Consider the following 12,308-nt stretch of genomic DNA (forward strand, 5'->3'; position numbering starts at 1 on the left):
GAACAATATTGATTACTACTTTGGGCAGCCATCAGGCTGCCCAAGCTATTCAGGAGACTGCGCCATGCGTCAGGAATGTTTCATGTCATTCGACAAGTTGGGCGAAGATGGTTTGGCTCGCCGTGGTCGGGTGACCTTCCCTCGTGGCACCATCGAAACCCCATGCTTTATGCCTGTGGGAACCTACGGCACGGTAAAAGGTATGTTGCCGCGGGATATTCACGAAATCGGTGCCGAGATTATTCTGGGGAATACATTCCACCTGATGTTGCGTCCGGGTACTGAAGTCATCAAAGAGCATGGCACTTTGCACGATTTCAATGGCTGGAATAAGCCGATCCTGACTGACTCCGGCGGCTTCCAGGTATTCAGCCTGGGTGAGATGCGCAAGATTACCGAAGAAGGCGTGGCCTTCCGCTCCCCAGTGGATGGCTCCAAGGTTTTTATGAGTCCGGAATCTTCCATGCAGGTTCAGCGTGATCTGGGTTCTGACATTGTCATGATCTTCGATGAGTGCACTCCTGGTGACGCAGATGAAGAGCGTGCCCGTACTTCCATGGAAATGTCCCTGCGCTGGGCCAAGCGCAGCCGTGAAGCTCATGCCGACAGCCCATCCTCCCTGTTCGGTATTATTCAGGGCGGTATGTTTGAAGATCAGCGTGCCCGCTCTCTGGATGGTCTGCTTGAAATTGGTTTTGATGGTTATGCCATCGGTGGCCTTTCCGTGGGTGAGTCCAAGGAAGATATGTACCGGATTCTGTCCCACACGCCTCGTCGCATTCCTGAAGAGTACCCTCGTTATCTAATGGGTGTTGGTACTCCGGAAGATATTGTTGAAGCGGTTCGCCGTGGTGTGGACATGTTCGACTGCGTGATGCCAACCCGTAATGCGCGGAACGGACACCTGTTTACATCTGCAGGCACTGTGAAGATTCGTAATGCCAAGCATCGTCATGCGGAAGAGCCCCTTGAGCCGGGCTGTGACTGCTACACTTGCCGCAATTTCACACGAGCGTACCTGCATCATCTGGATAAATGTAACGAGATGCTGGGCTCAATGTTGAATACGATTCATAACCTTCGTTATTACCAGCGTTTGATGGCTGGATTGCGGCAGGCTATTGAACAGGGTAAATTGAGCGACTTTGTTGAAGAGTTCTACGCAGCTCGTGGTCAGGTTGCCACTCCATTGAGCACCTGATCAACGGTTGTTACAGAAACCGGGCACAGGCCCGGCTTTTGTATGTAGTGAATATTCTGGATTTTTTTACTCATTTATAGGGAGTATGGATATGAGCTTGATCAGTCAGGCTTTCGCGGCTGGTGAAACAGCGGGTGCGGCTGGCCCAAGCATGGTAGGCCAGCTGGTAATGCTGGGCGGTTTTGTTCTGATCTTCTGGCTGCTGATCTGGCGCCCACAAAGCAAGCGTGCCAAAGAGCACAAGAACCTGCTGGAAAGCATCACCAAAGGTGATGAAGTAGTAACCACCGGCGGTATTGTCGGTAAGGTTGTTGGTGTTGCTGACGACTTTGTTACTCTTCAGGTAAGTAATAATGTCGAGTTGAAATTCCAGAAAAGCTCAGTTGCAGCCACTCTGCCCAAGGGCACGATGAAGGCAATTAACTGAACGGGATTACAAATGGCCTGTCTCTCTAAGATACAGGCCATTTTTATTTAAAAGGAACCTGAGGGTCCCATGAATCGATACCCTTTGTGGAAGTATTTTTCAATCTTTCTGTTTGTGGCGATAGGCGCATTTTACGCCCTGCCTAATCTCTACCCGGATGATCCGGCTATTCAGATCTCTGGTGCCAGCACGTCTACCCGTGTGGGTGAGCCTCTTCTCAAGAAGGCGGTCGCTGCACTGAAAACTGCAGGGATTGAGGTGAAGGCCTCGGAAGTCAGTGAAAAAGGCGACTCCGCACTGATCCGACTGACAGATAATGAAAACCAGTTGCCGGCTAAGGCTGTCATCAAGGAATTGCTTGGCTACGACTATGTGGTGGCACTGAACCTTGCGCCTACAACTCCGGAATGGCTGACTTCCATGGGGGCAACACCCATGAAGCTTGGTCTTGATTTGTCTGGTGGTGTTCACTTCCTGCTTGAAGTAGACAGCTTGAAGGCTGTTGAGACGCGCATGGATGTTTATGCGGGCGAAATGCGAACAGCTCTGCGTAAAGAGCGTCTGCGTTATCGTACCGTTCAGAGCGGCAATCCTATTGTTCGTGAGCTTGCCTTTGTGGATGAAGCTACACGTGACAAGGCTCGCAGCCTGATTATTAAAGAATTCCCAGATTTAACAGTGACAGACCGTGAAGTGAATGGCCGCTTTATTGTGTCTACCACGCTCGGTGAACAGCAGATTCGTGATCTGGAAGATTACGCAATCAAGCAGAACCTCACCACAGTCCGCAATCGTGTTAACGAACTGGGTGTATCCGAACCTCTGGTTCAGCGTCAGGGCAGAAAACATATTGTTGTAGAGCTACCAGGTGTTCAGGACACTGCAGAAGCCAAGCGTATTCTTGGTAAAACTGCCAATCTGGAATTCCGTCTGGCCTCTGGTTTTGATGCAGCCCCCGGCACTTACGAAACTTTCGAATTCCGCTCCAGTCCTGGCCGTACTGCAAACCTGCAGCGTGACATCATCATGACTGGCGACCAGGTTGCTAACGCCCGTTCCAATGTTGATACCCAGACTGGCAGCCCAGAAGTAAATATCAGCCTTGATAACCGTGGCGGCGAGCTGATGAAGCGCGCAACCCGGAACAATGTTGGTCAGGGCATGGCGGTTCTGTTTATCGAGCAGAAGTTCATGGGTAACCGCACTGAAACCCGCACAGTTGATGGTGAGCAGGTAGAAGTCAGTGTTCCGGTTTACCGTGAAGAAAAGCGCATTATCAGTCTGGCAACTATTCAGGCGGTACTCGGCAGCAACTTCCGTATTACCGGTCTGGATTCCCGTGCGGAATCTTCTGAACTGGCACTGCTGCTGCGCGCAGGTTCTCTGGCTGCACCTATGCACTTCGTGGAAGAGCGAACTGTTGGCCCAAGCCTGGGTAAAGAAAATATCCGCATGGGTATTAACTCCACTCTGGTTGGTCTGGCTCTGATTGTTCTGTTTATGCTGGTGGTTTACCGGTTCTTTGGTCTGGTAGCAAATGTTGCCCTGGCCCTGAATCTGTTGCTGCTACTGGGCATGATGTCCATTCTGGGCGCGACCCTGACCATGCCAGGTATTGCCGGTATTGTACTGACGCTGGGTATGGCGGTGGACGCTAACGTTCTTATTTTCTCTCGTATTCGTGAAGAGATTAAGAATGGCAAGCCACCTCACAAGGCTATTTCTGAAGGCTTTGACCGGGCGTTTGTATCGATTTTCGATGCCAACATTACCACGCTGATCGTGGGTGTGATTCTGTACGCCATTGGTACCGGGCCGGTGAAAGGTTTTGCCGTAACACTGTCTCTGGGTATTCTGACGTCCATGTTTACTGCGGTACTTGTGAGCCGGGCGATTGTTAATTTGACGTACGGCCGCCGTCGTCAACTCAAGAAGCTTTCTATCTAAGCCGAGGAGGATTGAGCTATGTCTAATGATGGTTCAAAACCAGAAGCGGCTTCCAGTGTGAATGCTTCTGGCAAAAAGATGTTTGGCCCTACCCGGGTCATAGATTTTATGAAGCTCCGGACCATGGCAACAGTGTTGTCTGTACTGTTGCTGTTGGGTTCTGTGGGTACATTGGCTGTTAATGGTATTAACTTTGGCCTCGACTTTACCGGCGGTACGCTGGTTGAGCTGTCTTACGATCGCCCTGCCAATGTTGCAGAGGTGCGTAGCCAGCTGGACGAGATGGGTTACGGTGACGCTGTTGCTCAGGAATATGGTTCAGCTAATGATGTGCTGGTACGTATACCTGGTGGCGAGACTGATGTAACTCTTGGGGATCGCGTTGCTCGCCAGCTGAGTGCTGCTCACGAAGGTGAGATAAAAGTTAAGCGGGTTGAGTTTGTTGGGCCGCAGGTTGGTGAGCAGCTTCGTGACCAGGGTGGCCTGGGAATGATGCTGGCACTGGCTCTGGTTATGCTCTACATCGCTTTCCGGTTCCAGTACAAGTTCTCACTGGGGGCGGTTATTGCTCTGGCGCACGACAGTTTGATTGTTCTGGGTGTGTTCTCTCTGTTTAATCTGCAGTTTGACCTTACCGTACTGGCAGCGATTCTGGCTGTTGTCGGTTACTCCCTGAACGACACGATCATTGTGTATGACCGGGTGCGGGAAAACTTCCGCAAGGTGCGTCGTGGTACTCCTGCCGAGATTATCAATATCTCCCTGAGTCAGACCCTTGGTCGTACTTTGGCCACGTCGGGTACCACCATCATGGTTCTGCTGTCTCTGTTTTTCCTGGGTGGCGACATGATTCATGGTTTTGCAACAGCGCTGCTGGTAGGTGTGGGTGTGGGTACATACTCCTCCATCTACATCGCTTCTAATATGTTGTTGTACATGAATATTAACCGTGAGGATCTGATTGTTCCTGTACGGGAAGATGAAGTTGATGATATGCCTTAAGAGCTAGTCGTAAACTTAATAAAAAGCCCGGGCTCATTGTGAGTTCGGGTTTTTTTCTTTAAAGCCTTCTGCTCCATGAGAGGAAGGCTTTTGTATAGGGGCTACTTTTAGGTGCTTATATAAAAGCAGGTCTTGAAGGTGTTTTGTGGATATACGGACAGCTGAGCAGTCAGATGTGCCAGAGTTGGTGGAAACTCTGACTCAATCTTTTGTTTCGGAACCCTTCTTTCGTTGGATGTATCCCGATGAAGATCGTTATTTTCGGGTGATTCCTGATATGTTCCGGATGGCAGTTAAAGCACCGTTAGAGCAGGGGACGATTTATGTGTCACCGAATTGTGAGGTTGTATCCGTTTGGATAGCTGATTTTGACCCATCTGTTGAAACTGGCTTGATGTCGGATGAGAAACTGCAGCTACACAAAGAAAATATTGCACCAGAAAGGTTTGAGGTTCTGGTTAAGGCTCTTGAGCAAATTAAATCTTCTTTTCCCAAAGAGATATTCTGGTATGGAATGTATCTTGGTGCGCTTCCAGGTAGTCAGGGAAAGGGATTGTCGAGAGCTCACCTCAACCACGCCTGTCAGGTATTGGATGGGCTCGGAAGAAAAGGCTTTTGTGGTGCCAGTGAAAAGCGTAACAGAGACTATTACACACGCTACGGGTTTCAAACTGTTAGCAGCGTAAGCATTGAGGGCGCACCCAGCTTTTCTACCATGTTGCGTGAGCCAAAGAATTAGGCAGGGCGTTGCTGTTTGGCGCTGCCTAATCTGACGACTGGGATAGGGCTACTTGCGGTGAAACAGGCGATCCATCCAGGAGCGTTTGTCGTAGCGAGCTTTTACACCTTTTTTCAGCATATGCGGTGCATACAGCATATCTTCTTCAAGAATGTGGCGGGTCAGCCAGTTCTTCAGGAAATGCAGCAGTTCAAAGCCTACATGTTTTCCAGCCGCAACTTTATCTCGAAGCTCGTTAATCTGTTCAATCAGAAGCTCGTGGTGATGTTTGTGTTCTTCGTAATCGGGGTAATCCAGAACTCGCATCAGGCTCTCTTCAACGGCGAAGTGAATGCGAGTGTAATCGGCAAGATCATTGAGGGTGGAGACGGTGGCTTCGTTGCCATGGTGCTCTCGGATTGCTCGATAAAGATTGTTAAGTAAGTCCACAAGGACTTTATGCTGTTCATCGATTTCCTGGATCCCAACACTGAGTTCATCGGTCCAGGTGATCAGCTCTCTGTTATTATTTGAAAGCACTTGTGCTGCCACATCTGACATTGATACCTCCCTCTTATTGCATATTTATAATTGTTTGCAGAGTGTGGCAAATACGTAGAGGGGTGTATTGATGTGGATCAATAACCAATAAAAGTGGCAGAGGTGTTGTACAGAAAAGCCGCGCCCGATAAGGCCGGGCGCGATTTTGAAGGTGAAGATTACTTCATGTCTTCAGTCAGGAAAGGCTGAATTCTGGTCAGTACTTCCTTGAATACTCGTGGTGCACCACAAACAATCTGACCTTTTTCCAGATGCTTGTTGCCGCCGCGGAAGTCGGCAACCAGGCCGCCAGCTTCGGTAACCAGCAGGCTGCCAGCAGCCATATCCCATTCGTTCAGGCCGAATTCCCAGAAACCGTCGTAACGGCCAGCAGCAACGTAGGCCAGGTCCAGTGCGGCAGAACCAGGACGACGAATGCCAGCTGTTTCGCCAACCAGGCTGCGGAACATGCTCATGTAGTTATCCATGTGGGTCAGCTGACCTTCACGGAATGGGAAGCCTGTTCCCAGCAGTGCGCCCTGCAGGCTGGTACGGCTGGTTACACGGATGCGTCGGCCGTTCAGGGCTGCACCCTGGCCACGGCTGGCAGTGAATTCTTCAAGACGCATGGGGTCGAATACAACGGCGTGCTCAATACGGCCGCGGTATTGGCAGGCAATAGATACGGAGAACTGTGGCAGGCCGTGGATGAAGTTGGTGGTGCCGTCCAGAGGGTCAATGATCCACAAGTAGTCTTCGCCTTCACCTGTGCCGGGTTGGTGACCGGTTTCTTCACCGAGGAAACCGTGGTCAGGGTAAGCCTTTTTCAGGGTGGAGATAATGGCACGCTCAGAAGCCTTGTCGATCTCTGTTACGTAATCATTGGCTTCTTTCTTCTGAACCTTGATAACGTCCAGTTGTTCGTAGCCCTGAGTAATAATCTCGCCAGCCTTACGCGCAGCGCGCAGGGCAATAGTAACCATCGGTTGCATATCGGGATGTGTATTCTGTGAGGTAAAAGAACATTGTTAACCGGCGGATTATATCAGCTGTTTATGGTTTGCGCAGGATGTTCGGTGTGAAATAAGTGTATTGACTGCTGTTCGGGGGGGCAGGATAGGTGGCATTACTTGGCTGGCTCTGGACGAGAGATGGATTTAGGCAGAATTTTCACTCACATGTTCTGATAGAATGCGTACATCTTTTTACTTAATGGGCCTTTCTTTCGAGAGGGTGACTGGTTGTTATTGATGTCTTCTGAACAAAACCCCTGCAAAAACATTCGGGTCGTGCTTGTTAATACCACCCACCCCGGCAATATCGGGTCGGCAGCCAGAGCTATGAAAACCATGGGGTTGTCCTCTCTGTATCTCGTTGATCCGGTGGACTTTCCTTCTGGTGAGGCCAGAGCTCTGTCATCCGGTGCTACAGATCTGCTCGAGAGTGCAGTCGTTACCAGCACACTTGAGGAAGCTATTGCGGATTGTGAGCTGGTGGTTGGTGCCAGTGCCAGGGTGCGAGGGATTTCCCTTTCTCTGACTGATCCACGAGATACTGCCAAGGACGTTGTGGCAGAAGCGAAAGATGGGGCAAAGGTGGCATTGGTATTTGGCCGTGAAGATCGCGGATTAACCAATGAAGAGTTGCGTTTATGCCACCGTCAGGTGCATATTCCGTCTGTTGCAGAATTCAGTTCCCTGAATCTTGCAGCATCTGTTCAGGTTTTGAGTTATGAGCTGCGTATGGCTTCTCTGGCTCAGGAAGGTGCCAGTAAGGTGCCAGAGGTCAGAGAAAATGCGCCAGCATCCTCTGAGCAGATGGAAGGTTATTACAAGCATCTAAGAGAAACCCTGGAAGATGTGGGTTTCTTTAAAAGCTGTAACCCAGACAAGATTATGGCGAAACTGCGTCGTCTTTATGCCCGCAGCCGCCCGGATCGGGTTGAGTACAATATCCTTCGAGGTATTCTCTCTGAAACGCAGGTTGCTCTTCGTAATTTGCGAAAATAAGTAGTACAGAATGAGTTGTGCGGGAGTGGATCCAGCGCAACTCATCTGATTTAGAAAAGCATCGCTCCGGAAAGAGAGTCTGGTGCCATACAACAACAGGAATGCGTAGCCATGTTAGAAAGAATTCGTGAAGATGTTCGCAGTGTGCTGGATAGAGATCCCGCAGCGCGTAACACTTTTGAAGTTCTGACCAACTATCCGGGGCTGCATGCACTGCTATTACATCGTCTTGCGCATCCTCTCTGGTGTCGAGACTGGAAGTGGCTGGCGAGGATGATATCTACATTTTCCCGCTGGCTGACCGGTATTGAGATTCACCCGGGCGCAGTTATTGGGCGACGTTTTTTTATTGACCACGGTATGGGTGTGGTTATCGGTGAAACTTCTGAGATTGGTGATGATGTCACGCTCTATCAAGGTGTGACCCTTGGTGGTACCAGTCTTGATGGTGGTAAGCGTCACCCCACTCTTGAAGATGGTGTCGTTGTGGGTGCCGGCGCGAAAGTGCTTGGGCCATTCACTGTGGGTAAAGAAGCCAAGATTGGTTCTAATGCTGTTGCGGTAAAGGCTGTTCCGGCCGGTGCGACGGTTGTTGGTGTTCCTGGACGGATTGTTAGGCGCCAGTCTCCGGTTGGAGAGGAGCATCAGGCTATGGCTGAGAAGATGGGTTTTGATGCTTACGCTATTACCAAGGAAATGCCTGACCCAACGGTTCATGCCATTAATGCCATGCTTGAGCATATTCAGGCAGTAGACTCTCGCTTCGAGGCTCTCTGTGCCACCTTGAAAGAAAAAGGGGTGGATTGTGGCGATGTTTCTCTACCAGAGTTGCGCCAAGAGGACTTTGAGGGGATGTCTGAAGATCTGGAGGCAGGAGTTAAAGAGACGGATAACGAGAAGGTTTGAGTCTTTTTGGGGGGAGTAGGAGCAACAAGTTGAAGTGGTGTTGAAAAATCCCTAGTAATTTTCGGCTATTTCATACTTGTTTGTTATACTCCCCGGCGCTAAGCGCAAGGCTATACCGAGCGACTCTATTAGTTGACTAAAATAGTCGGTTATTGGATAATTCATCACATACCCTCAAATACCATCTTTCACCAGTTAAACGGTGTTTCGAATCGGTGATTTGAGGCTTCTTTATTTTGTGCTGAGTAAGCGCTTCCGGGTAGGTTAAGCGGTATGCGTCTGACTACTAAAGGCCGTTATGCGGTCACTGCCATGCTTGATCTGGTACTGCACTCCAGCAGTGGTCCTGTGGCGTTGGCCGACATTTCTGAACGTCAGGGGATTTCCCTGTCCTACCTTGAGCAGCTGTTTGCCAAGCTGCGCCGTAAAAATCTTGTAACCAGTGTTCGTGGTCCCGGTGGTGGTTACCGTCTTGGTGATGCCGGTGAGAACGTTGGTGTTGCAGAAGTTATCGATGCAGTGGATGAATCTGTTGATGCAACCCGCTGCCATGGAACTGAAGGCTGTCAGCAGGGTGATGTGTGCCTGACCCATCATCTCTGGTGTGACCTTAGCCAGCAGATTCATGAGTTTTTGAGTGGTATCACTCTTGCTGATCTGGTGAAGCGAAAGGAAGTCCGCTCCGTTGCCGAACGACAAGATCGGGAGCAGGAAGAATCCCGATTGCTGGAAGCTGAGGAAAAAGGGCGTCGCATAGTTGTTGAGTCGCTCTGACCTGTTGTCCCCGTGTTTGAAATAGAGCTGCTACAAACCAAGGCACTTTAAACGACGGGCTGAAAATACTTGGGAGAAAACAGAACATGAAACTGCCGATTTATCTCGATTACGCCGCGACAGCGCCGGTTGATCCACGAGTGGCAGAAAAAATGGTGCAGTGTCTGACTACTGAAGGTAACTTCGGTAACCCTGCATCACGCTCCCATGTGTTCGGCTGGAAAGCAGAAGAGGCTGCAGAGAATGCCCGTCTGCAGGTGGCTGAACTGATTAATGCCGATTCTCGTGAGATTGTCTGGACTTCTGGCGCAACAGAATCTGACAACCTGGCTATTAAAGGTGTTGCCCACTTCTACAAAAAGAATGGCAAGCACATCATTACCTCCAAGCTGGAGCACAAAGCTGTTCTTGACACCTGTCGTCAGCTGGAACGTGAAGGCTACGAAGTCACTTATCTTGAACCAAGCGCTGATGGAATTATTACTCCAGAGCTGGTTGAAAGTGCGATCCGCGAAGACACCATTCTTGTATCACTGATGCACGTGAACAACGAAATTGGCACAGTGACAGACATCGCTGCCATCGGTGAACTGACCCGTTCTCGCAAGATTATTTTCCACGTTGATGCCGCCCAGAGCCTGGCACGCCTGCCAATCGACATGCAGGAAATGAAAGTGGATCTGATGTCCATGTCCGGACACAAAATCTACGGCCCTAAAGGTATTGGCGCGCTGTTTGTACGTCGTAAGCCACGTATTCGTCTGGAGGCTCAGATGCATGGTGGTGGTCATGAGCGTGGCATGCGTTCCGGTACTCTTGCTACTCACCAGATTGTGGGTATGGGCGAAGCCTGCGCAATCATCAAGAATGAACTACAGGCCAACACTGATCATTCTGAAAAGCTGAAGCAGCGTTTCATGGCTCACTTCTCCGGTATGGAAGAAGTGCATGTGAATGGTTCCGCTACCCAGCGTGTACCTGGTGTTCTGAATGTCAGCTTCGCCTTTGTGGAAGGTGAATCTCTGATTATGTCTCTGAGGGATATTGCTGTTTCCTCAGGTTCTGCCTGCACATCTGCCAGTCTTGAGCCTTCTTACGTTCTGCGTGCTCTGGGCTTGAATGATGAACTGGCTCATAGCTCCCTGCGTTTCAGCTTTGGTCGCTTCACCACTGAGGAAGAAGTTGATCATGCCGCTGAGCAGGTTAAAGCAGCGGTTGAAAAGCTGCGTGAACTCTCACCGCTTTGGGATATGTACAAAGACGGAGTGGATCTCAACAAGGTTGAGTGGGTTGCCCACTGATCTGTTGAGTCGGGCAAATACGTACACGTTCTCTCAAGAGTAGAGACGCTGCTGAATAGAGAATGCCTGTTGCTTGGGGCAACAGGCAGGAGGAAAGAGTCATGGCTTACAGCGAAAAAGTAATCGACCACTACGAGAACCCTCGTAACGTTGGCAAGATGGACGACAAGGATCCATCTGTTGGCACCGGTATGGTGGGTGCGCCTGCCTGTGGTGATGTTATGCGTTTGCAGATTAAGGTTGATGACGAAGGTGTTATTGAAGACGCCAAGTTTAAAACCTACGGCTGTGGCTCTGCGATTGCCTCCAGCTCTCTGGCCACAGAGTGGATGAAAGGTCGTACTCTTGATGAAGCGGCTGAAATCCGTAATACCGAAATTGCACAGGAACTGGCCCTGCCTCCGGTAAAAATCCACTGCTCAGTTCTGGCAGAGGATGCTATCAAGGCAGCTATCGAAGACTATCGCACCAAACAGGACGATAGCGCAGCCTGAGTGTAATAACTCAAGGCAGTTAACGTTTAATATTTACGGCAGGTGTTTACTGGAATGACGATGCCTGCCGAGACATGTCATCAGGATTATTCATGGCAGTAACAATGACTGAAGCCGCTGCAGGCCATATTCGCCGGCAGCTAAATGGACGGGGCAAGGGCTTGGGTATTCGTCTTGGTGTGAAAACCAGCGGCTGCTCCGGTATGGCGTATGTTCTGGAGTTTGTGGATGAAGCAAATCCTGAAGATCAGGAGTTTGAATTCCACGGCGAGAAAGTTTTTGTTGACCCCAAAAGCCTTGTTTACCTCGATGGCACTGAGTTGGACTTTGTAAAAGAAGGCCTGAATGAAGGCTTCCAGTTCAACAATCCAAATATTTCCAGTGAATGTGGTTGCGGCGAAAGTTTTAATGTCTGATCACGCCTCTTTGCAGGGTCTTCCCGAAGGTATTGATTTACGGGCCAGTTACTTCGAACTGTTTGGTATCGAGGCTGGCTACGAGATCGACAAAAATGCAATTCAGGGGCGTTACCTCGACCTCCAGCGAATTGTTCATCCGGATCGGTTTGCCGGTTTGGGAGAGCGGGGGCAGCGGATGGCTGTTCAGTATGCGGCTTTCGTTAATGAAGCCTATGATACCCTGCGTTCTCCGCTGAAACTTGCTCTCTATCTGCTCGAATATTCCGGTCATCCTGTGGATATTGAAACCAATACTGTGATGGATGCTGGCTTTTTGATGGAGCAGATGTCTCTGAGAGAAGATCTTGGCGATGTGCGCGAAAGCAGCGATCCGGAAAGCGCTGTAACTGAAGTTATTGAGCGTGCAGAAGCGCTGATGGGCAACATGCAGCAGGGTTTTGTTTCTGCATGGCAGGAACAGACCGATGGTGGCTATAAAAATGCTGCCGATTTTGCCCGAAAAATGCATTTTGTTGAAAAGCTGATATCCGAAGCTGAACAGCTGGAAGAAGAACTTCTCGACGATTGACT

Annotated in this window: 14 protein-coding genes; 12 read left to right on the top strand and 2 right to left on the bottom strand. The window is 50.0% G+C overall.

The genetic code is table 11. The features are described 5' to 3' along the window. The first annotated feature begins 82 nt into the window (after positions 1 to 82). The 5 genes from tgt (at position 83) to ACY2RR_RS08185 (ending at position 5,316) form a co-directional block, all read left to right on the top strand. On the top strand, positions 83 to 1,201 hold the full coding sequence (tgt, locus tag ACY2RR_RS08165) for a tRNA guanosine(34) transglycosylase Tgt (protein WP_490107649.1): 1,119 nt from the start codon (positions 83 to 85) through the stop codon (positions 1,199 to 1,201). A 91-nt stretch (positions 1,202 to 1,292) separates the two neighbouring features. Next, positions 1,293 to 1,628: a preprotein translocase subunit YajC gene (gene yajC, locus ACY2RR_RS08170; RefSeq protein ID WP_490107650.1), complete on the top strand. Its 336-nt coding sequence runs from the start codon at positions 1,293 to 1,295 to the stop codon at positions 1,626 to 1,628. Between the two features lie 69 nt (positions 1,629 to 1,697). Next, positions 1,698 to 3,575 (top strand): protein translocase subunit SecD, encoded by a 1,878-nt coding sequence (gene secD, locus ACY2RR_RS08175; RefSeq protein ID WP_490107651.1) that lies wholly within the window; start codon positions 1,698 to 1,700, stop codon positions 3,573 to 3,575. Between the two features lie 18 nt (positions 3,576 to 3,593). Continuing rightward, positions 3,594 to 4,577 carry a protein translocase subunit SecF gene (gene secF / locus ACY2RR_RS08180; RefSeq protein WP_490107652.1) on the top strand — a complete coding sequence of 328 codons (984 nt, stop codon included), beginning with the start codon at positions 3,594 to 3,596 and terminating at the stop codon, positions 4,575 to 4,577. Positions 4,578 to 4,722: 145 nt separating this feature from the next. Continuing rightward, complete coding sequence (locus ACY2RR_RS08185; RefSeq protein ID WP_490107653.1) at positions 4,723 to 5,316, top strand: hypothetical protein; 594 nt, start codon at positions 4,723 to 4,725, stop codon at positions 5,314 to 5,316. Positions 5,317 to 5,364: 48 nt separating this feature from the next. Here ACY2RR_RS08185 and ACY2RR_RS08190 read toward each other — a convergent pair whose 3' ends face one another. After that, positions 5,365 to 5,856 carry a bacteriohemerythrin gene (locus ACY2RR_RS08190; RefSeq protein ID WP_490107654.1) on the bottom strand — a complete coding sequence of 164 codons (492 nt, stop codon included), beginning with the start codon at positions 5,854 to 5,856 and terminating at the stop codon, positions 5,365 to 5,367. Between the two features lie 158 nt (positions 5,857 to 6,014). Then, complete coding sequence (locus ACY2RR_RS08195; protein ID WP_490107655.1) at positions 6,015 to 6,827, bottom strand: inositol monophosphatase family protein; 813 nt, start codon at positions 6,825 to 6,827, stop codon at positions 6,015 to 6,017. A gap of 258 nt (positions 6,828 to 7,085) precedes the next feature. On the opposite strand from ACY2RR_RS08195, the gene ACY2RR_RS08200 reads away from it, so the two are divergent. From ACY2RR_RS08200 to hscB, 7 genes are all read left to right on the top strand, one after another. Next, the gene (locus ACY2RR_RS08200) at positions 7,086 to 7,844 is read left to right on the top strand and encodes an RNA methyltransferase (protein ID WP_490107656.1); all 759 of its coding nucleotides are present in this window, start codon (positions 7,086 to 7,088) and stop codon (positions 7,842 to 7,844) included. A gap of 111 nt (positions 7,845 to 7,955) precedes the next feature. Beyond that, positions 7,956 to 8,750: a serine O-acetyltransferase gene (gene cysE / locus ACY2RR_RS08205; protein WP_490107657.1), complete on the top strand. Its 795-nt coding sequence runs from the start codon at positions 7,956 to 7,958 to the stop codon at positions 8,748 to 8,750. A gap of 273 nt (positions 8,751 to 9,023) precedes the next feature. Next, a complete protein-coding gene (gene iscR / locus ACY2RR_RS08210; RefSeq protein WP_490107658.1) occupies positions 9,024 to 9,524 on the top strand; it encodes a Fe-S cluster assembly transcriptional regulator IscR in 501 nt (166 codons plus the stop codon). 86 nt (positions 9,525 to 9,610) lie between these two features. Continuing rightward, positions 9,611 to 10,825, top strand: coding sequence for an IscS subfamily cysteine desulfurase (locus ACY2RR_RS08215; protein WP_490107659.1), 1,215 nt, complete (start codon positions 9,611 to 9,613; stop codon positions 10,823 to 10,825). Positions 10,826 to 10,926: 101 nt separating this feature from the next. Next, on the top strand, positions 10,927 to 11,319 hold the full coding sequence (iscU, locus tag ACY2RR_RS08220) for a Fe-S cluster assembly scaffold IscU (RefSeq protein ID WP_490107660.1): 393 nt from the start codon (positions 10,927 to 10,929) through the stop codon (positions 11,317 to 11,319). 92 nt (positions 11,320 to 11,411) lie between these two features. Further along, a complete protein-coding gene (gene iscA, locus ACY2RR_RS08225) occupies positions 11,412 to 11,735 on the top strand; it encodes an iron-sulfur cluster assembly protein IscA (RefSeq protein WP_281646256.1) in 324 nt (107 codons plus the stop codon). Beyond that, positions 11,728 to 12,306, top strand: coding sequence for a Fe-S protein assembly co-chaperone HscB (gene hscB / locus ACY2RR_RS08230; RefSeq protein ID WP_490107661.1), 579 nt, complete (start codon positions 11,728 to 11,730; stop codon positions 12,304 to 12,306). The genes iscA and hscB overlap by 8 nt, the downstream gene beginning before the upstream one ends. Positions 12,307 to 12,308: the final 2 nt, after the last annotated feature.

The sequence above is a fragment of the Parendozoicomonas sp. 2304DJ65-17 genome, assembly GCF_058148445.1.

Bases quoted from the DNA above. Each gene is read 5' to 3' on its own strand.
- iscR (WP_490107658.1), top strand. From the start codon at position 9,024: ATGCGTCTGACTACTAAAGGCCGTTATGCGGTCACTGCCATGCTTGAT.
- ACY2RR_RS08200 (WP_490107656.1), top strand. From the start codon at position 7,086: ATGTCTTCTGAACAAAACCCCTGCAAAAACATTCGGGTCGTGCTTGTT.
- secD (WP_490107651.1), top strand. From the start codon at position 1,698: ATGAATCGATACCCTTTGTGGAAGTATTTTTCAATCTTTCTGTTTGTG.
- tgt (WP_490107649.1), top strand. From the start codon at position 83: ATGTCATTCGACAAGTTGGGCGAAGATGGTTTGGCTCGCCGTGGTCGG.
- cysE (WP_490107657.1), top strand. From the start codon at position 7,956: ATGTTAGAAAGAATTCGTGAAGATGTTCGCAGTGTGCTGGATAGAGAT.
- ACY2RR_RS08190 (WP_490107654.1), bottom strand. From the start codon at position 5,856: ATGTCAGATGTGGCAGCACAAGTGCTTTCAAATAATAACAGAGAGCTG.
- iscA (WP_281646256.1), top strand. From the start codon at position 11,412: ATGGCAGTAACAATGACTGAAGCCGCTGCAGGCCATATTCGCCGGCAG.
- iscU (WP_490107660.1), top strand. From the start codon at position 10,927: ATGGCTTACAGCGAAAAAGTAATCGACCACTACGAGAACCCTCGTAAC.
- yajC (WP_490107650.1), top strand. From the start codon at position 1,293: ATGAGCTTGATCAGTCAGGCTTTCGCGGCTGGTGAAACAGCGGGTGCG.
- ACY2RR_RS08215 (WP_490107659.1), top strand. From the start codon at position 9,611: ATGAAACTGCCGATTTATCTCGATTACGCCGCGACAGCGCCGGTTGAT.
- hscB (WP_490107661.1), top strand. From the start codon at position 11,728: ATGTCTGATCACGCCTCTTTGCAGGGTCTTCCCGAAGGTATTGATTTA.
- secF (WP_490107652.1), top strand. From the start codon at position 3,594: ATGTCTAATGATGGTTCAAAACCAGAAGCGGCTTCCAGTGTGAATGCT.
- ACY2RR_RS08195 (WP_490107655.1), bottom strand. From the start codon at position 6,827: ATGCAACCGATGGTTACTATTGCCCTGCGCGCTGCGCGTAAGGCTGGC.